Here is a 19,091-nt window from a genome sequence, read left to right as displayed (position 1 = left end):
TTTCGAAAGGACGACACCATGACCACTGATACGCAACGGCCGCTCGCCCTCGTCACCGGCGCCTCCAGCGGCATCGGCTATGAGCTCGCCCGCCTTTTTGCCGCCGACGGCCACGACGTCGTCATTACCGCGACCGGCACCAACGGCGACCTCGGACGCACCGCCGACGCGGTGCGCAGCACCGGTGTAGAGGCGATCGTCGTCGAGGCCGATCTGACTGACTATGACGGTGTCGAGAAGCTTGCTGCCGCTGTCGCCGACACCGGCCGGCCGCTCGCCGCAGCGGCGCTCAACGCCGGCGTCGATGTCGGCGGTTACTTTGTCAACGGCACCGACCTTGCCGCCGAGATCAAGATGATCCAGCTCAACTGCGTCTCGCAGGTCCACCTCACCAAGCGGCTCCTGCCGGCGATGATCGAGCGTGGCGCAGGCCGGCTCCTTTATACCGCCTCGATCTCAGGCACGATGCCGACCCCTTACGAGGCGGTCTATGGCGGCACAAAGGCGTTCCTCATCTCCTTCGTCGAGTCCGTGAAGGAGGAGAACAAGGATAAGGGCGTCAGCTTCACCCTACTACTGCCGGGCGAGGTCGACACGCCGTTCTGGCATCGCGCCGGCATGGACACGACCGAGCTGGGCTTGGCCGAGAAAGCCGCGCCGACCAAGGTCGCCAGCGAAGGCTATGAGGCGATGAAGGCGGGCAAGGACCGCGTCGTGTCGGGCAAGCCCGGCAGCAAGTTCATCGGGCGCGTCGTCAACAATCTCCTTCCCGATACCGTCAAGGCCGCCCTCCACGCGGGCGGCGCCGAGCCGGGCTCCGGGCTGAAGGACTGAAGGAACGCACCATCATGAGCGACGACATCCTCTCCTCCGGCCGCGTCGCGGTCGTCACTGGCGCCGCGGTCGGCATCGGCGCCGCTGCTGCCCGACACTTCTTAGCGCGGGGTATGCGCCTGTGCCTGTTCGACCGCGACGGTGACGCACTCGCCGCGCTCGTCCGTGATCTCGATCGCGGCGAGGACGTGCGTACCGTTGTTGGCGACGTCACTGACCACGACGCACTTCAGAAGCTGTGTGACACCGCATACGAATCGTTCGGCGAAGTGGCACTGCTGTTCAACAACGCCGGCATCCATCACGGTGCCGGGCCGTGGGAGGATCTACCGGCCTGGCGCCATCAGCTTGAAGTGAACTTCTTCTCGATCGTCGCCGCGCAGACGATCTTCGTACCGCGGATGCTGACGCAGAAGGGGCGATCGGCAATCGTTAATCTCGGCTCGAAGGAGGGTATAACCACCCCGCCCGGCAACGCTGCCTATTCGGTTGCCAAGGCGGGCGTGAAAGTACTGACCGAGCAGCTCGCTCACGAACTACGCGAAGCGGTTGGCGACAAGCTCACGGCGCATTTGTTGGTGCCGGGCTACACCTGGACGCCGATGAACGCCGCGCAAAAGGAGGATGGCGCCGCCAAGCCTGACGCCGCCTGGACCGCAGATCAACTCCTCGATTTCTTCGACAAGCGGTTCCGTCGCGGCGACTTCTACATCATCGCGCCCGACAACGACGTCACACCCGAACTGGACATCCGCCGCATTCGATGGGCGACGGGCGACATGACCGAGAACCGGCCCGCCCTCTCGCGCTGGCACCCGGACTGGAAAGCGCAGTTTGAGGCGTTCGCCGCCTCAGGCTGACCATCCGCGACATACCGTTGAAGCGACACCGATCCGGGCGGACCCGCCCGGGCGATCGAAGTCGTGCGGTCAGCGCCCTTCCCCCTCTCGGCCGGGCCTTCCGCCTTTGCCGGGCATCACAGACGCATCACGAAGGAAAATCATCATGAACTATCTTGATCGGACGGTGGCGATCGTCACCGGTGCGGCATCGGGCATCGGCGCGGCCTCCGCCAAGCGCCTTGCCGCTGCCGGTGCGCGGCTCGTCCTCGGCGACGTCGACGCGACCGGGCTCGAGCAGCTTGTCGCAGAGATCGAGGCGAGCGGTGGGCAGGCCATTCACAAGGTGACGGATGTTACCCGTTACGAGGATCTCGAGGCACTGGTGGCGACCGCCGAAGAGGCGTTCGGCCCGGTCGACATCCTCGTCAACAACGCCGGCCTTATGCTGTTCTCCTACTGGCAGGAGCGCGCAATCGCCGATTGGAACAAGATGATCGACGTCAACCTGCGCGGCTATCTTCACGGCATCGCCGCAGTGCTGCCGGGCATGATGGAGCGCAAGGCCGGACGGATCATCAATATGGACTCGGTTGCCGGGCACCGCGCCGGCGAGGCAGGCGGCGTCTATGCCGCCACCAAGTTCTTCATCCAGGGCATGACCGAAAGCCTACGCAAGGAAGTCGGTGTATCACACGGCATCCAGGTCGGCATGGTTAGCCCCGGCGTGATCGATACGGGCTGGCCGGATAAGCTGCGCGACGGTCAGGCCAAGGGCGTGGCGCTCGACCTTAGCAAACAGGCGATCAAGCCCGAAGCCGTCGCCGAAGCGGTGGCCTTCGCGCTCAACCAGCCTTCCGGCGTCGCGATTAATGAAATCATCGTCGCGCCGGTCGCTCAACCTTGGTGAACCACAGTCCGCACGGCCGCCATAGTCCGGCGTCCGTGGAGATACGGTCTACCATCCATGCTCGCTCAAGCGGCCGCATCAGCGCTCACCGCTGACCCTAGCTTTCCCACCAAAGGAAACCGTCGTGAAGGTCTCGACAATCATCCCGATCGCCGCCCTGGCCTTCGCCTCAACATCCGCCGGCGCGCAGATCATCGGCTCGAACGGTGAGACGGTGAAGGGGAAGCGCGCGCCCGACACCGCAGTGCGCATCGGCCAGCCGCTTCCGCGCAACGAGCCGATCGCGCCCGGCCAGCGGTCCGCCTTCGCAGGGCAGACGAGAGCACCGGCGACCGCCACCCGCACGCCGATCGAGGTGAAGGTGGTGACGCGCAACCTCGCCTATCCCTGGGGCCTGGCCTTTATCGGCGATGACCGCGCGATCATTACCGAGAAGCCCGGCACGATGCGCATCGTGGATCTCGCCTCCGGCTCCATCGTCAGCGGTGTTCTAGGGGTGCCACGCGTTGTCTACGGCAGCGATGCGGGACTGCTGGATATCGTCACGGACCCGAAGTTCGCGATCAATCAGCGCGTCTATTTCACCTACGTGGAACCGCGTGGCGAGGGCGAGAGCGGCATCGTTGTAGCCAGGGCGCGCCTCACGTTCGAGGAGGCACAGAGTGGCCCCGATTACACGCTGAAAGACGTCACTAAGATCCTGCGCGTCGCGCCGGGCATAAACGGCAAGAAGCATTTTGGCTCTCGTCTGGCCTTCGATCGCGAGGGCTTTCTGTACGTGTCGCTCGCCGAGCGGTTCTACTCGCCCTACCGGGACGAAGCCCAGTCGCTCTATAGCTGGCTTGGCAAGATCCTCCGCGTCGACACTGACGGCAAGCCTGCTCCCGGCAACCCCTACGCGACCAACCAGAACGCCGAGAATAGCACTCGCCCGGAGATCTGGAGCTACGGCCAGCGCAACCCTCAGGGTCTCGCCTTTCATCCCGAGACTGGCGACCTGTGGGATGGTGAGCATGGTCCTCAAGGTGGCGACGAGATCAACCTGATCCGTCGCGGCGCCAACTATGGTTGGCCGCTCGTTGCCTACGGCACCAACTACGACGGCACGCCGATCTATGGCGGACGATCGCAGCTCGAGGGGACCGAGCAACCCCGCTACTATTGGGACCCGGCCATCGGCCCGGGCGGCATGGACTTCTATAGCGGTAGCCTGATCCCTGAGTGGAAGAACAACCTGTTCGTTGCAGCGCTCGCTGGCCAGCATCTCGCTCGTCTCGTCATCCAAGGCGACAAGATTGTCGGCGAGGAGCGGCTGCTGCAGGACCAGCACCAGCGTATCCGCGACGTGAAGACGGGGCCGGACGGTGCCCTCTGGGTCATCACCGACGAGGCTGAGGGCCGGTTGATCCGGCTCGCACCCAGAGCGAGCACAACCAACTGACAATCAGTCGCGGCTTCGCCGATAAACGTGAGGATCATGTTATGACGAACCAACGCCCACTGGCGATCGTGACCGGCGGATCGTCGGGGATCGGCCTCGAACTGGCCCGCCAATTTGCGGAGCATGTATACGACGTCGCCATCACCGGATCGAGCAGCAAGGTCGACGACGCCGCACGTTCGCTCCGCGAACTCGGCGTCGAAGCCTATCCTCATCAAGCGGATGCGGCGACTTATGACGGCGTGGAGGGCTTCTGGACCTTCGTGCAGAGCCTGAACCGCCCGGTGGAAGCGGCTGCGCTGAACGTCGGCATTGGCATCGGAGGCGCGTTCCTCGACAACCCGCTGGAGGACGAGTTTCGCCTGATCGCTATCAACATCACCGGGACAGTGCATCTCGCCAAGCGTGTCGTACAGCACATGGTCCCCAACGGCTCCGGTCGCATCCTCATCACGTCATCGGTGTCGGCGACTCAACCGACGCCGTTCGAGACGACCTACGGGCCGTCCAAGGCGTTCGGCTAAATGTTCGCGGAGTCTCTGCGTGAGGAATTGCGCGGCACCGGCGTTACCGTCACTGCGCTCCTGCCCGGCGCGACCGACAGTCAGTTTCACGAAAACGCCGGTCTGGGCGGTAGCGTGATTGGCTTGAGCAAGAAGAACGACAAGCGTGTTGTCGCCCTTCAAGGCTTCGAGGCATTGATGGCCGATGAGGACCACGTCGTCGGCGGTGACGAGCATACCAAGCAGGTCGCTATCGATAATCGGACCACGCCTGAGCCGGTGAAGGCCGCGCGGCATGTCGTCAACATGAGGCCGCCGCAGTCAGAGTAACTGGCTAGACCGTCTGTGGTCGACTAACCTTTGAAAGGCTCTTCTCCGACGCTGGTAGGCGTTTGCAATTGGGAAGGTCCAATGAGACAGGCGTGCTTTCCTAGCGAACTTCGCGTCTCTCGTCTAACCGGCTTCCATAACCTGTTCGCAAATGGGGTTTCTCCAAATCCATTCTTGAGAGACGGGGTTTCGGGAAGGCCATGTTGGTTACTGCCCGCCCAGTCGTCGCACCGCCCTTCCCCTCAGGGCCTCACGTCGCGCGCAGCGTAGCCGCCCCCGCCGTTGAGGCGGTTGTAGGTCGAGCAGCGCTACAGATGACTGATTTCCACGCTTGGCGTGGCGTGAGGTTCAGATAGAAGGACGATCTATGGATAGGGCTGGCCATCAATTTTTCGCGGCGGTCGAGCTTGAAAACGCGACCCGGCTTTACGCGTCGGTATGATGTACCGTTATGAGGATCTCGGCGACGATCAATTCGAGGCGTTGATCGTTTTTTTATGTCGTCACCTGCTCGGCATGAGCGTCATGGGTTTTGCGAAAGGCCCGGATGGGGGCCGTGACGCGAAGTTCGTCGGCACTGCGCAGCTAATGCCAAGCACCGCGGCTCCCTGGATAGGCACGGTAATTGTCCAGGCAAAGCATACCAACGGCTACAACAAGAGCTTCTCCGAAACGGAATTCTATAGCTTAAAATCCGAGAAGACGGTGATCGGCGAGGAGGTGCTGCGCGTCAAAAAGCTGCGTGATGCCAAGCAGCTCGACCATTACATGCTGTTCTCGAACCGGCGGCTCGCCGGCAATGCCGAGCAGACGATCTCCACCTATCTCGCAAAGGCTACTGGCCTGCCCGAAGGCTCGATCTATCTCTGTGGCATAGAGCAGCTCGAATCCTGGCTTAAGCAGTTCCCGGAAGTCGCCAAGCTCGCTAAACTCGATCCAGTCGACTCTCCGCTCATAGTCTCGCCCGACGAACTGGCCGAGGTCGTCGAGGCATTCGCAGCCCATAGCGCGCTCGTCACCGAGGCGGTTGACGCGCCACCCGAGGCGCGAACGCCCTATGAGGTAAAGAACGTTCTCAACCAGATGACACCGGAATATGCAAAGCTGCAGCGCCGGCTTTATCTGAAGGACACCGCCCAGATCCGCGCTTTCCTTGCCGCGCCGGAAAACCTGCACATCCTCAAACGGTACGAGATCGCAGTCGAGGAATTCGAGCTCAAGATCGTCGCGAAGCGAAAAGACCATCAGAACTTCGACGCGGTAATGAACTATCTCGTCGATCTGTTGTTCGACCGCGACCCGGTGCTCCGCCAGCATAAGCGGCTGACACGCGCGGTCGTATTCTACATGTACTGGAATTGCGACATTGGGCTGGGAGCAGACGATGTTGAGGCCTAGCAAACATGCCCATCCCGATCGGACGGTCGTCAACGTCGCCATGCTTTTGCTCAAGCGGCTGAAGGACAAGCGGCTAGCGGACTATAGCTCGCTGCTCGCCTATGCCCGCAAGGCCGTCTCGGGGGGCGACGTGCTGTTCCTGCCCTCGCTCAACTTCCTGTTCCTGCTTGGGCTGGTCATCTACCATCCGAAAACAGACTCGTTCGAATATGTTGGCCTGAATGAAGCCGTCTAAGCTCTACACCAATCAACCGGATCGCTTCGCCGCGGTCGAGTTTACGCCCGAGCTCAACGTGGTGCTCGCCGAAATCCGCCTGCCGGAGAACCAAGACCGCGATACGCACAATTTGGGCAAGACGACGCTCGGTCGGCTGCTCGATTTCGGCTTCCTCGCTGGCAGGGACCCCAGATTCTTCCTGTACCGGCATGAGGACCGGTTCGCGGATTTCGTTTTTTTCCTCGAGATCGAATTGCACGACGGCACCTATGTGACCGTGCGTCGCGGTGTCGCCGACCAAAGCCGCATCGCCTTCAAGAAACACGCCGCTCGCCACCAGGATTTCTCCGATCTTGCTGAGCGCGAGTGGGACCATGTGAGTGTGCCATTCGAGCGGGCAAGGGAGCTCCTCGACAGCTATCTGGACTGGCGGGCGCTCAAGCCATGGCGCTTCCGCAAAGGCCTCGGCTATTTCCTTCGATCGCAGGAGGATTTCGGGGACGTCTTCCAACTGCGACGTTTCGCGAACTCGCATGCGGACTGGAAGCCGTTCCTGGCCCACATCCTCGGGTTCGATGCGGCGCTAATCGGCGAGCACTACGCCAAAGAGGCAGCACTCACAGACCTGGAAGCGAAGTCCGTCACCATCCGGCAGGAGCTCGGGGGCGGCGATATCGAGGATGCGGGCAAGATCGACGGAATTCTTCTGTTGAAGACGCAGGAGGTCGAGAAAAAACAGGCGCTGCTCGATGGCTTCGATTTTCGTAGCGAAGACAAGTCGGAAACCAAGATGCTCGTCGACAAGGTGGACGAGCGTATCGCCGTGCTGAACGCGCGCCGCTATTCGCTGATGGCCAACCGCAAGAAGATCGTGGCTTCGCTGCAGGACGACCAGATTCTCTTCAACCCCGACGAGGCCGCCGAGCTGTTTGAGGAGGCAGGCGTGCTCTTCGGCGGGCAGATCAAGCGCGACTTCCAGCAGTTGATCGATTTTAATAAGGCGATCACTGAGGAGCGCCAAGGTTATCTGGTCGAGGAGCGCGCCGACATCGACGCCGAGCTGAAGGCCGTGAACGCCGAACTCAACACTGCGGGCAAACGCCGGGCCGAGATGCTTGCCTTCTTGAGCGAGACGGACACCTTCGCCAAATACCGCCGCTTCACAAGCGAGCTGGTTACCTTGCGGGCGGACATCCAGTCGCTCCAGCGTCAGCGGGATTTCGTCCATCGCCTGCAGCAGCTGCGCACCGATATCCGCTCGCTGCAGGAGGATAAGATCCACCTGCAGAGCGCGATCGAGGCCGATGTCGAGACAAAAAGCGCGAGTCCTGAAAGCCTATTCTCGGCGATCCGACTCTACTTCAACGAGATCGTCGAGGAGGTCATCGACAGCAAGGCCTTGCTCAACGTCTCCGTGAACCGGTTAGGGCATCTCGAGTTCAAGGCCGAACTACTCGACGAGGCTGGAAATGCTACAAGCGCCGATCGCGGCCACAGCTACCGAAAGCTGCTCTGCGTCGCGTTCGATCTGGCACTAATCCGAGCCCACTTGGGCGAAGCCTTCCCACGCTTCGCCTATCATGACGGCGTGCTCGAATCCCTCGACGACCGCAAGAAAGAGCTGCTGATCTCCGTACTGCGGCGCTACACCGAGATGGGGATCCAATCGATCGCCACGCTGATCGATTCCGATCTTCCGAAGCGTCTGGCCGACCAGCCATTCTTTGAGACGGAGGAAATTGTGCTGCTTCTCCATGACGAAGGCGAAAACGGCCGGCTGTTCAAAATGGCGTCCTGGTAACCGGCGATCGCCGTTCACCTATTGACGTGAGCTCAAATTGGTAGCCGTGCGCCAAACTTGTTCGCGATCAGTATTTCCAGCCTGAAGACCAGCATCAGCTGGATGAACAGCCGGGAACTGCGCGCCAGATAGGCCGCGTAGCTGATGTTCTCGCCGTCGCCCTGCCCTCCCTTGCCGGCGCGATAGGTAATCAGCCCCGATGCTCGGTCGAATGTCATGCCACCGTGGTGCGACGCATTGCGCAGCTGATTGTCAAACTCGGCTGCGACTGCCGAAAGCGCCGGATTGCTGGCGAAGGCGCGCGTGCGGCCCGCTTTGTCGGTCGCACGGTACTTTTCGAATGTAATCGACGCCAGTTGGTCAAACGGGCGGTCCTCGATCATATTATTGATCGCGGTCAGGATCTCTACGTTGTCGCCAAAGGCTTCAAACGCGTTGCCGTAAAACATCCGCGTCAGGTCGAAGTTTGACGACGCGGCGACGTGGCCGTCGTCAACGGCAATGTCGGAGGCTACGAGCTGATGGACCTGTGAGAATTCAGTGAATGCTCCGAGATAGGCCTTACATATTTCGAAGTAGCGGCGGCTATGTGTCGCGCTAAGTTCGGTATCGTAAAAGGCGACAAAGCGCTCAAAGTCGGCCTTATAAACCGCCACGCCTAGCTGCTCGAATATTCCTTCCCAGAGCTGTTCAAAATAAGGACGCGTCAGGTCACCAATAAATTGAAAGATCCAGTCTTGGATAGATGTCGGTGTGTCCTCATAGCCGGCGGTACTGAGGAAGGAGTCGATCCGCTTTTGCGCCAGATCGGCCTTTCCGTTGCGGGTAAGTGACCAAGCCGCACGCAACTGTGGCCATTCCTCGGTGACACGAGCGCGCCGCGGCGATTCATCAAGAGATGGAAGCTCCCCGGGCAATCCTATCCTCGTGCGTGCCTCGAGCATGGCGTCCACAAGCTTGCTACTAAGCTCGATGCTGGGAAAGGCATCAGCTCGGCCGATGTCCTCCTTTGTGAACACGAAGCTCGGATGAAGATTGATGACCGGAGCACTATCATCACGCGCTGCCCGAGTGGCATTTGGACCAAACGTCATGCCAACATTGTCTTCGAGCGTGATACCCATTTCTTGACCGCAATTCCGGCATTGGAAGTGGTGCGCCTGGATTGGCTCACCACCCATTCCGATGCGCAGCACGTGGACCGTTCCGCACTCATCGCATGAAGCATATTCTCGAACGATCATTCTTCGTTCGATAAATGATGCGGCCTGCAAGGTCACTAGCTCGATGGCATTGCCCTTGGGCAGATGAATGGGTGGCCGCAGTTCGGCTAGGCGATTGTGAATGCGGCGTCCAAACCTAGGCCGAAGTGAAACGCCCGCCTTTGAGGTGCGGGCGCCGCTCCCCTTCCCCTATCTCCTACCTAGCGCAAACGGCGCCACTGATCGGCTTTGCACTGGTACGTTTTGGGTATACCTTAGAAGGACCGACACGCGGCTGGTGCTTTATAGGCCGCCAGGTGACGTAAAAAGGACTGGGCAAACAAGCACCACGTATCAAAGACCGCAGCATGTTCATCCGGGCCTACCTGCGCGCTTCCACCTCTGAACAGGACGCATCTCGCGCACGTGAAGCTCTCGATGCATTCGCTGCGGAGCGAGGCTTACAGAACGCCGTGCGCTACGTTGAAAATGAGAGTGGGGCTATGGCACGCGCCGGCCGATCAGGTGCAGCGACAACACGTCATATCCGGTCAGCAAGACATAGCTCGCGGCGCTCAGGGCCAGCGCGGATGCAAGCGCCAACGGGGGCATCGCGTGCAGTGCCGTCCAAACCTCGTCTCAGCCGATGCCCGCGAGGATCTCACGCAGAGCCAAGCCGGCGATGGCCAGCACCGCGACCGTCAGGCCTATCATGACTAGGGTACGGAGCACTTTAGTCTGTCTCGGCGTCCCTCGCGGCTCAGGCTGCTGTGACGCTCGCGGAAGGAGTTCCGCACACGGCGATTGACGTCCGCACACAAAGTTTCGAACAAATACCGCGGCTACATTACACGAACCTTACTGTTCCCTCCAAAATACGCATGTCAGCAACATTCTTTTTTGCATGGAACTGCAATCTGATTGCCCCGTTTATTTTTCTGTTCGACAGCTTTTTAGACGCAAAAATGGAGAAAGATCATGGGCGAATTTACTGACAAGCTGGACGCGGGAGGCAACAAGATCGCAGGCAAGGCTAAAGAGCTTTACGGCGATGCCACCGATAACGAGCAGCTGGAAGCCGAGGGCAAGGCACAGCAGCTCAAGGGCACCGGCCAGGATGTGAAGGGCAGCGTCAAGGGCACCCTTGGCGACAAGGTCTAACTGATTGAATCTTCGAGGCAGGGCTGTCCCGCGCCAGCGGGGCAGCCCTTCTTCTTATTCTCGTCTGACGCTTCATACGAATGGGCGCCGCACAGAGCCGTCTTCCGCTGCCAACACAGTTGCAGGGAATCCGAAGAAATATGTCAAAGTTGTTGGCTAACCGCACCTCTGGGACGATAGGGTCGGTATGTCCGCTCACGCCTCCAGGCACACGCTCTTTGCCGCTCTAGCCGCCAACGCCGGGATCGCCATCGCCAAGTTCTGCGGGGCTGCCTACACCGGCTCGTCCGCGATGGCTTCGGAGGGCATTCATAGCCTCGTGGACACGGGCAATCAGGTCTTGCTGCTCTTCGGTATGAAGGACGCGAGCCGACCCGCCGACGCATCTCACCCGTTCGGCTATGGTCTCCGCCTGTACTTCTGGGGTTTCGTTGTTGCGATGGCGGTCTTTGCCTTGGGGGCGGGTGTCGCGATCTACGAGGGCGCCGAGAAGGTCGCCCACCCCGAGCCCATCGAAAGCGCATGGGTCAACGTCGTCATCCTCTTAATAGCCATCCTGCTGGAAGGCTCCTCCTTGGCAGTGGCCTTACGCCAGGTGCGCAGTGAGGCGAAGCGCCGCGCTCTTGGTATGATGGAGACGATCCGTCAGCATCGTGATCCTACGGTCTTCGCTGTGGTCTACGAGGAAACAGCTGCCCTCGCCGGCCTGTTTGCCGCCCTGATTGGTATTGGCCTCGCGGTGCTGCTCGACATGCCGGCGCTCGATGGCTGGACCTCGATTGCAATCGGCGTAATCCTGGCCTTCACGGCCCTGAGCCTCGCTCGGCGCTGCTATGTGCTCATGACTGGGCAGGCCGCCGATCCGGCCATTGAGGATCGGCTGCGCGAGATCCTCGGGCGCGTAAGGCCGATCGAGCAGGTCAACGAGGTGCGGACCATGCACTTTGGTCCGTCGGAGGTGCTGGTACTCGTCTCGGCCGACTTTGTAGACGATACGCTGGCTGGCACCGTTGAACGCATAGTATCGGATGTTGAAGATGGCATCCGCGAGGAATTCCCGGAAGTGCGCCGCGTATACATCGAGGCGCAGTCCACCCATCGTCACCGCGAAGCGCTTGAGGACATAGGCGAGGAGCCGGACGCACTTGAACGCGACGATTACGAAGAAGATTTCGAGGATACTGACCATACCTCGCGGCCAATTACGCAGAGCACTAGGATCAATTAATGGATGCCACTTGGCTGACGTGGATTGAAGCGGCCTTCCTTGGGTTGCTTCAGGGTCTCACGGAGTTTCTTCCTGTCTCATCGAGCGCCCACCTACGGATCGCAGGTGCCCTTTTGCCATCGGGGGTCGATCCAGGCGCTGCTTTCACCGCCGTGACGCAGATCGGCACGGAGGCAGCCGTTCTGATCTACTTCCGCGCCGACATCTGGCGTATCGCTACGGCATGGCTGGGATCTCTGATCCGCCGCCCCGCCGCCCTATCGCCAGATGCACGCATGGGCTGGCTTGTCATTCTAGGCACGTTGCCTATCGCGGTCCTGGGCTTGTCATTCAAGCACGCGATCGAGGGCAGTCTGCGGGATCTGCATCTCACCGCAACGATGCTGATCGTTTTCGGCTTGCTTTTGGGCTTGGCGGACCGTCTCGGCACGAAGCGACTGACGCTTGAGCAGCTCAGCTGGCGTAACGGCCTGATCCTCGGCTTTGCACAGGCTATGGCGCTTGTGCCTGGCGTATCAAGGTCGGGTGGTACGATCAGTGCGGGCCTTATGCTCGGCTTCACCCGCGAGGCAGCGGCGCGATATTCGTTCCTGCTTGCGATCCCGGCGGTGCTGGCATCGGGTGTTTTCGAGCTTGCGGATAGCTGGGGTCAGTTCGGTGCATTCGGGCCAGGGCCAACTCTGCTTGCGACGGTGATCGCCTTTGTCTCGGGCTATGGCGTGATCGTCGCCTTCCTGCGCATCATCGCAACGCGAAGCTACATGCCGTTTGTCGTTTACCGCCTCGTTGCAGGCCTCGCGGTCTTCGCTCTGCTCGCCATGAATGTCATTCCGGCAAGGTAAATGAAGAGGCCGTCGATATCCCCGCTCACCGCGAAGCTTACTCCCTCCGCCACGAGACGAGCCACGGCGCAGCACATTGCCTGCGCGCTTCTGCTGCTGGTGACCGGATGCACCAAGCTGCCAGCGGCAAAGCTCGCTTCTGGTGCCGCCCCGATCCCGGCAGAGTCGAACGTCGTGCACTCCGCCGACGGCGCCGAGGCGAGCACCACTCTGGAGGTTCTCACCTTCAATATCGAAGGATTGGGGTGGCCTGCTCGTCGCGGGCGAGCTTCTTCGCTGAAGCAGATCGGCGCCACCCTTGCTGACCTGAATGCCCGCGGGAAAGCCCCGGACGTCATCCTCGTGCAGGAAATGTTCAGCGCGGCCGCGGTCAAAGCTATGACGCAGGCTGGTTACCCGTACCGAGCTTGGGGTCCGACACGGACACAGCGGAGCCGCCTGACTGCGACAGATCGGATGCGTGGTCCAAAGCTTTGGAGGAAAGGTGAGACTGGCTTCCATCTTGTTGGGTCGGGTCTGGCTGTGCTCAGCCGCTATCCGATCATAGCCAGCGAGTCAGAACCGTTCGGCAAAAACCGATGTGCCGGTTTCGATTGCCTCAGCAATAAGGGCATTCAGCATGTGCGGATTGCCGTACCGGGCGTTTCTCAACCGATCGATATCTTTAACACACATCTAAATTCTCAAAAGGCTTCAAGGGTGCCGCCCGAGAGGCATGGTGCGGCACATGCGCTTCAGGTGAACGAGTTGGCGCGCTTCGTTGCCGCAAAATCGGCGCCTAGGGCGCCCGGGATCTTTGGCGGAGATTTCAACATGCGCGGCGCTTCGGATCGACTGGCCCACTTCGAAGCGAGCCTCAGCGGGTTCACGATGGTGCACCGTTACTGCGCCGCGCCAAATGCCGCCTGTGAGGTTGCGGCCTCTTGGGACGGCGACGAACCCTGGTTGGACACAGAGGATCTGCAGCTCTTCAGCAGCGGTGCTGCCGTTACCGTGCGACCTACCAAGGTCGAGGCCATGTTCGACGCGCCGGCATCGGGTGATCGCCTGTCTGACCACGACGGATTGAAGGTGGCCTATCGGCTTGCCTGGCAATCGACGCGGGGAACGGTCGAGAGTAATAAGATAGTGGAGTCATGTGCCTTGCATCTACAACGATGGCAGCAATAGACGAGGCTTGCGATTCAAGGACGTGTTGCCCTAGTAAAGAGCGACTGGGAGTTCGGCATTTAAATGCGGATAGCTCGATCGTTGAATGCTTATTATCCATAACAGAGCGGTGGACGCCGCAGCGAGAGATCCCGAGCTTCGATTGAAGCGGTAGAAGCCCCGCAGTCCCAATCAAGCGACGGCGCTTCCCCGTTGACACCTCATTGCAGGTCATTGGCCGCTTTTACACCCACATCGGTTCTGTAACCGCTCATAAAGGCGAACCCCCGAGGCACAAGTTGCTTGGAGAAACAGCCTCATGCCCTTCAATTCGCGCAAGTCCGATCGTCACGTCATTGCGGCCGACATCCGGGTCACCGACGAACGAGGCAATCGGACGGACCTCGTTGCCGTCGATATGTCTCGCACCGGGCTAGGAACCGATGGCTTGATCCAGCTGAAAGCGGGTCAATCCGTTACAATCGAGTTGCCGGATGGGACCGTCAAGCATGGTAGTACTGTATGGAGAGAGGATTTTTCAGGAGGGCTGCTGTTCGATCAAGAGATGACTGAACAGGAACTACACCGTACGATGCGCTCGCTCGCGTCCAGGCAGCAGTTCTGATCCGTAGCAGAACCTAGCGGGCATAACTCGTTGCCTCCTGTCAAACTTTGTACGGTTCGTACTTAACCTGCATCAACGGCTAGAAATAGGCAGACGCTTACTATGTACGTCTGAGGGTGATGACATGAGCGATCGCGAATTAGCCTGGAAACGTGAGGCAGCCGTGCTGCAAAGCGGACTCCTTAGCGTTGGTCACGGCTCTGAAATTGCGAGCATAGTCAGCTTTGTTGCGGCTAGGTACGAAGCGCCCATTGCAGCTCTATCCATCCTATTCGGTGGAAAGCAGATCGTCTTTTCGGCCGTTGGCATAGATGTGAAGGAAACGCGCAGGGACGATTCGTTTTGCAACATAGCCATACAAGACCCGGCGCGAGCAACCGTGGCTCTGAACGCCTTGGCAGACGATCGCTTTAACAACCTCGCACCAGTCCAAGGCGACCCATTTATTCGCTTCTATGCTGGTGCGCCGATTATTGATCACAGAGGAAATGCCTTAGGCGCATTGTGTATCGCTGATATCAAGGCACGCGATAATTTCGATCCTGCCGACTTGATCGAACGCGGCCGCGAAATCGCCAACCTGATTAGAGAATGGTGACAGTAAAATGCCGTGCCGGGCGACTAAACAAGACGGTGCAGCGCGAGTGAACGGGATCTGTCGTAGACGTGCATTTCTAAAACCTTTGATTGGCGTCTACTGCCTCAAGAGGCGGGACATACAAGACGCTCTAAGTCCAAGACTTCTGCGGCAATGCCGCGGAAGTCCTGTATCATACCTCTGGCGGCTGCACGCTTAGATAGAAATTACGCCTTCGTCGCCGCCATCCCAGTAGCGGATTGTCGTAGCATCGATACGAATCATCACAACACCGGGGGTGTCAATGCCTTCGGGAAAGTAGCGATCAAGATCCTTCGTCCAGTGATCGGCAAACGCGGCCTTGTCCTCAATCAGCGCCGCAACGCCTTCAACGGTGACAAACAACGGAGGACCACCGAGCATTCCAGCGGCACCGGTATAGCTGAGAGTGACGTGCGGGTCGGCGCGCAGATCTGCGATCTTGCGCGAGTTTTGATAGGCAAAGAAGTAGCTGTCGCCTTCGTATTCAACATCACCATTGTTGCTCATCGGACGCGCCGTCATCGTGCCATCTGACGAGCGAGTGGCCATCATCGTGTAATCCAACTTGGCCATTATTTTTGATAGATCGTGTAAGCTAAGCTTCGACATCACGTTGCTCCTTTCGCGCGGGTGCGAGTATCCCGAATGCTCGTAACGAATGTAATGACGGGTTGATCGCACAAGCCCATGTCGAACGGCTCAGATCCTGTTATGATGCCCCGATGCTAAAAACTCGATCGAAACGGCTTGCGGCCAACAGCGCAACCGCGGTGCAGAGCCTTGCCGAGATTGAAGAGGCAATCGCCACGCTCGGCAATGAAGACCTGCTCGACCTTGCGGACATCTTTCGCGAAAAACCCACCACATCGCTCGCAAGGCTGGCTGCAGCCGAGATGACCAGACGGGGTATCAGCCTTTAATTTCTCCTGACCCGAGCGCTATTAAGGCGAGTATCCACACAAAGGCTCCTGACGCGGGAGTCCGAGAAGAGTGAGTGAGAATGTCCCAGTCTGCTAATGCCGTTGAGCTTGCCACGGAACTCACCATTGCCTGGCTGCGCAACTCCAATACCCGCACCTCAGCAGATGACGTTCCGGCCTTCCTGCAGTCGATGCACGCTGCCCTCGCCAAGCTTGAGACGCCGGCGGTTGAAGAGGAAGCCGGCTCTACGGATTTCACGCCGGCCGTTTCGGTGCGTAAATCACTCGCTTCGCGGGACCACATCATCTCGCTGATCGACGGCAAGCCTTATCGGACGCTGCGCCGCCACCTCAACTCCAACGGCTTAACGCCCGACGAGTACCGCCAGCGCTATGGCCTCAAGCCCGACTATCCGATGGTTGCGCCCTCCTATAGCGAGAACCGCAGTGCCATGGCCAAGACGATCGGACTTGGTCGCAAGAGCAAGCAGGCAGCCCCTGCCTCTAACGCCGCTGAAGAAGGCGAAGCGGAAGTATGATGGCGTAAGGGCAGACACAAAGCGTCTGCCCATCTAGGTAAGTGAGATCAAACTCCTGACTAATGCCCAAGTTGTCTTTGTCCTCCTTGCGTATGGCGCCTTGGGCGAGTTGGTGCCTTACGGCTCCTCGTCGGCCGCCGTCTCGCTGATCAATCGCGTCGCAGCTTTCGCTCGGTGCAAAGCGGTAACCCGTTTCACCTGAGCGATGCTGCATCCGGCTAGCTCGGCTGTTCGCGCGATGCTCATGCCGGCATCGCGCAGGCTGATGATACGCCGGTGATGGGCAAGGTCGGGCTTGCGGCCGGTATAGCGCCCTGCCCGCTTTGCGATTTCGATACCTTCGCGCTGCCGCTCGCGCCTGGCCTCGTAATCATCCCGCGCGGTCTGCAGTGCGACACGCAACAGCATGTCCTGCACCGCCTCGAGCACGATCCTCGCAACTCCGGCACTGTCGGCGACGAGATCGGATAGGTCGACGATGCCGGGCACGGCAAGTCGCGCCCCCTTCCCCCGGATCGTTGCCACCAGCAGCTCTGCCTCGGGCAACGGCAATCGGCTGATCCGGTCGATCTTCTCCGCTATGACGACTTCGCCTGGCTGCAGGTCTTCAACCATGCGCAGCAGCTCGGGCCGATCCGACCGGGCACCCGATGCCTTCTCCCGGTAGACCGCCGCGACATAGAAGCCTGCCGCCCTAGCGCCGGCAACGATCGACTCCTGCCGCGCGAGATCCTGCTCGTCGGTGCTCACCCGTAGATACACCCGCGCCGCCTGAATGATCGTGTTCGGCTGTCCCAGCATCGTTCCTCGGCTCGTATCGGTATACCTCAGTTCGCCATTGTCATCACTGGTGGCCGCTATGACGCCCAGGCGAAGCTATGTGACTAGGCTTATCAAGCCGATGCCAGATAGCCTTGTATAGGCCTGTTCAGGCGAAATACGTTAAGCCTCCCTCTTCCCGGCCGCGGCCGTTGGCGCAATGTTTCATCATCCGGTACAACTCTTGTGTCAGTACAGCTAGCATGTCGCTATGCGCTGACATCTTTTCCGAAGGGCGTGGATCGATGGCCTTGCAGACGATAGATAGCAGCGTAGCCAGTAACCGACGTATGGTACTGCCAGCATCTGTGCGAAAGGCCATGGGTTGCAGGGTGACCCCAAGATCATTCCGACCGTAGAAGATGATCAAGTTCGTCTGTCACCAATCAGGCATGGCGTATCGCGCGCGCAGGCGTTGTACCGCGAACATGCCAAGCATGCCCGTACGACAGAGGACTTCCCTGACGCACGGAAAGGAGAAGCAGCAGCCGGCCTCGACGGGGTGTCATCTGGCTCCAAGGCTCGAGACGCGTACTATCGGCTGTCCTCGACGCATCCGCTGTGCTGGCATTGGTGCGCGAGGAAAGCGGTGCCGATAAGGTCACACCGCATATAGGTCGAGCAGCGATCTCAGCAGTCAACCTTCAGGATGTCGTCAAGGAGCTTCTGCTCAGCGGCCTTGATGAGGCGACTACGCGCGAATTCCTCGGTGAACTCCGACTGGACGTTCGTGCCCATGATGTCGAAGCAACCTATGCCGCTGCCGCTCTGCATGCCCAGACACGCCAATATGGCCGCGGGCTGGGCGATCGACCGTGTCTTGCGCTTGCCGTTCAGCTTGGCGTCCCCGCCCTTACGGCCGATCGGGAGTGGCAAAATGGGAAGATCAGGAATTTGAAGGTCGAGCACATCCGCTAGGTGCTCAGCCCCGGCATCTGGTGCATCGGACCGACGATGAACCGGTTTGGCTCTGACGTCCAGATCTTGGCCATGTATTCCTAGGGCGTGAGGCCGCTGAGGGTCTCGAGCACGGCATTACTGGTCTGTTGGGAGCCAATACTTCTCCAGCAAATGTGTTCTTGCGCATACATAGGTCGTATTGCGCTGCTTGCGCAGCAGGCAAGCCAAACTACCCAAAATTGAAGTAGCCTGCCAGCTTTGTTCGGGGCGATATTATCAATATCGCTTCGCCGTGGTTCAGTATCTTGTAGAAGGCGCCAGGGCGCTTCAGCGTTCCTGGCAAGTCTCCTAACGGACTCGCGCCATTCTTACATCCGCCGAAGGCCGCTTCATAAGGGGCTCTGCTGCTGGCGGCCGGGAGGGGCGTCGTCATCCAGCCGTCTGGCGGCATCAGATCGGTACCGGACGTTGTCCTCTTAACTCTGACCAGGCGAACGGTCGACGCCCTGGAAAGCTGGACAACCAAGGCATCACAGCTCTCCCGCAGTCCAAAGCCGCCACCCGCAAAAAGCGTGCGCTCGATTTCCATTCCGGCAGGAATCTGGTCGCGCGGCCATGTTGGCCCGGTACAACCGGTCATCACCAAACCGGCCAACAAGATTACGCTCTGGGTCTTCATGGTGCCCTACCACGTGTGTCTCAAACGCGGGCAGGAATGCGCTCGTCACGTGCAGATTTCGTGTGTTTCATGCGCGCTTATCGAGCTTCCTCCATGTCCGCGCAAGGCGGCGCGGCAAGCCCCGCCCTGCCCGAT

Annotated in this window: 22 protein-coding genes; 18 read left to right on the top strand and 4 right to left on the bottom strand. The window is 59.9% G+C overall.

Features of this window, described 5'->3' with window-relative positions:
* Nucleotides 1-18: 18 nt before the first annotated feature.
* The 9 genes from BW41_RS08135 (at nt 19) to BW41_RS08100 (ending at nt 8,273) form a co-directional block, all read left to right on the top strand.
* On the top strand, nt 19-834 hold the full coding sequence (locus BW41_RS08135; protein ID WP_037533464.1) for an SDR family NAD(P)-dependent oxidoreductase: 816 nt from the start codon (nt 19-21) through the stop codon (nt 832-834).
* 14 nt (nt 835-848) lie between these two features.
* Nucleotides 849-1,694: an SDR family NAD(P)-dependent oxidoreductase gene (locus BW41_RS08130; RefSeq protein ID WP_037533462.1), complete on the top strand. Its 846-nt coding sequence runs from the start codon at nt 849-851 to the stop codon at nt 1,692-1,694.
* A 166-nt stretch (nt 1,695-1,860) separates the two neighbouring features.
* Entirely contained in the window at nt 1,861-2,583 is a 723-nt protein-coding gene (locus BW41_RS08125) for an SDR family oxidoreductase (protein WP_200870383.1), read from the top strand.
* A gap of 124 nt (nt 2,584-2,707) precedes the next feature.
* Nucleotides 2,708-4,024 carry a PQQ-dependent sugar dehydrogenase gene (locus tag BW41_RS08120; protein WP_037533457.1) on the top strand — a complete coding sequence of 439 codons (1,317 nt, stop codon included), beginning with the start codon at nt 2,708-2,710 and terminating at the stop codon, nt 4,022-4,024.
* Between the two features lie 41 nt (nt 4,025-4,065).
* Nucleotides 4,066-4,548 (top strand): SDR family NAD(P)-dependent oxidoreductase, encoded by a 483-nt coding sequence (locus BW41_RS21535; RefSeq protein ID WP_200870382.1) that lies wholly within the window; start codon nt 4,066-4,068, stop codon nt 4,546-4,548.
* Entirely contained in the window at nt 4,549-4,857 is a 309-nt protein-coding gene (locus tag BW41_RS21530; RefSeq protein ID WP_200870381.1) for a hypothetical protein, read from the top strand. It begins immediately after the preceding gene.
* Between the two features lie 438 nt (nt 4,858-5,295).
* Entirely contained in the window at nt 5,296-6,255 is a 960-nt protein-coding gene (locus tag BW41_RS08110; protein WP_037533455.1) for an ABC-three component system protein, read from the top strand.
* A complete protein-coding gene (locus tag BW41_RS08105; RefSeq protein ID WP_037533454.1) occupies nt 6,242-6,490 on the top strand; it encodes an ABC-three component system middle component 8 in 249 nt (82 codons plus the stop codon). The genes BW41_RS08110 and BW41_RS08105 overlap by 14 nt, the downstream gene beginning before the upstream one ends.
* Nucleotides 6,477-8,273, top strand: a complete 1,797-nt coding sequence (locus BW41_RS08100) for a DUF2326 domain-containing protein (protein ID WP_037533451.1) — start codon at nt 6,477-6,479, stop codon at nt 8,271-8,273. The genes BW41_RS08105 and BW41_RS08100 overlap by 14 nt, the downstream gene beginning before the upstream one ends.
* A 32-nt stretch (nt 8,274-8,305) precedes the next feature.
* On the opposite strand, the gene BW41_RS08095 is transcribed toward BW41_RS08100, so the two are convergent.
* Entirely contained in the window at nt 8,306-9,553 is a 1,248-nt protein-coding gene (locus tag BW41_RS08095) for a hypothetical protein (protein ID WP_152542193.1), read from the bottom strand.
* Nucleotides 9,554-10,453: 900 nt separating this feature from the next.
* Here BW41_RS08095 and BW41_RS08085 point away from each other — a divergent pair.
* From BW41_RS08085 to BW41_RS20925, 6 genes are all read left to right on the top strand, one after another.
* Complete coding sequence (locus BW41_RS08085; protein ID WP_037533445.1) at nt 10,454-10,636, top strand: CsbD family protein; 183 nt, start codon at nt 10,454-10,456, stop codon at nt 10,634-10,636.
* A gap of 187 nt (nt 10,637-10,823) precedes the next feature.
* Nucleotides 10,824-11,864: a cation diffusion facilitator family transporter gene (locus BW41_RS08080; protein WP_081792981.1), complete on the top strand. Its 1,041-nt coding sequence runs from the start codon at nt 10,824-10,826 to the stop codon at nt 11,862-11,864.
* Nucleotides 11,864-12,706, top strand: a complete 843-nt coding sequence (locus BW41_RS08075; protein WP_037533442.1) for an undecaprenyl-diphosphate phosphatase — start codon at nt 11,864-11,866, stop codon at nt 12,704-12,706. The genes BW41_RS08080 and BW41_RS08075 overlap by 1 nt, the downstream gene beginning before the upstream one ends.
* Entirely contained in the window at nt 12,707-13,876 is a 1,170-nt protein-coding gene (locus BW41_RS08070; protein ID WP_152542191.1) for an endonuclease/exonuclease/phosphatase family protein, read from the top strand. It begins immediately after the preceding gene.
* Between the two features lie 298 nt (nt 13,877-14,174).
* Complete coding sequence (locus BW41_RS08065; RefSeq protein WP_037533439.1) at nt 14,175-14,480, top strand: hypothetical protein; 306 nt, start codon at nt 14,175-14,177, stop codon at nt 14,478-14,480.
* A gap of 124 nt (nt 14,481-14,604) precedes the next feature.
* Nucleotides 14,605-15,078: a GAF domain-containing protein gene (locus BW41_RS20925; protein ID WP_152542188.1), complete on the top strand. Its 474-nt coding sequence runs from the start codon at nt 14,605-14,607 to the stop codon at nt 15,076-15,078.
* A gap of 195 nt (nt 15,079-15,273) precedes the next feature.
* Here BW41_RS20925 and BW41_RS08060 read toward each other — a convergent pair whose 3' ends face one another.
* The gene (locus BW41_RS08060) at nt 15,274-15,708 is read right to left on the bottom strand and encodes a pyridoxamine 5'-phosphate oxidase family protein (RefSeq protein ID WP_037533435.1); all 435 of its coding nucleotides are present in this window, start codon (nt 15,706-15,708) and stop codon (nt 15,274-15,276) included.
* Between the two features lie 62 nt (nt 15,709-15,770).
* Here BW41_RS08060 and BW41_RS20920 point away from each other — a divergent pair, with 62 nt between their 5' ends.
* Complete coding sequence (locus BW41_RS20920) at nt 15,771-16,019, top strand: hypothetical protein (RefSeq protein WP_152542187.1); 249 nt, start codon at nt 15,771-15,773, stop codon at nt 16,017-16,019.
* A gap of 80 nt (nt 16,020-16,099) precedes the next feature.
* Nucleotides 16,100-16,558 (top strand): MucR family transcriptional regulator, encoded by a 459-nt coding sequence (locus tag BW41_RS08050; RefSeq protein WP_037533429.1) that lies wholly within the window; start codon nt 16,100-16,102, stop codon nt 16,556-16,558.
* Nucleotides 16,559-16,675: 117 nt separating this feature from the next.
* Here the strand turns inward: BW41_RS08050 and BW41_RS08045 are convergent, their stop codons facing one another.
* The gene (locus tag BW41_RS08045) at nt 16,676-17,359 is read right to left on the bottom strand and encodes a recombinase family protein (protein ID WP_200870380.1); all 684 of its coding nucleotides are present in this window, start codon (nt 17,357-17,359) and stop codon (nt 16,676-16,678) included.
* A 579-nt stretch (nt 17,360-17,938) separates the two neighbouring features.
* Between BW41_RS08045 and BW41_RS20480 the strand changes: the two genes are divergently transcribed.
* Nucleotides 17,939-18,295 (top strand): PIN domain-containing protein, encoded by a 357-nt coding sequence (locus BW41_RS20480; protein WP_327195592.1) that lies wholly within the window; start codon nt 17,939-17,941, stop codon nt 18,293-18,295.
* A 211-nt stretch (nt 18,296-18,506) separates the two neighbouring features.
* Here BW41_RS20480 and BW41_RS20910 read toward each other — a convergent pair whose 3' ends face one another.
* A complete protein-coding gene (locus BW41_RS20910) occupies nt 18,507-18,956 on the bottom strand; it encodes a hypothetical protein (protein ID WP_152542186.1) in 450 nt (149 codons plus the stop codon).
* Between the last annotated feature and the right edge of the window lie 135 nt (nt 18,957-19,091).

This window comes from Sphingomonas sp. RIT328 (assembly GCF_000632225.1).
Taxonomy (GTDB): Bacteria; Pseudomonadota; Alphaproteobacteria; order Sphingomonadales; family Sphingomonadaceae; genus Sphingomonas; species Sphingomonas kyungheensis.
This window is presented reverse-complemented; position numbering and strand designations above follow the sequence as displayed.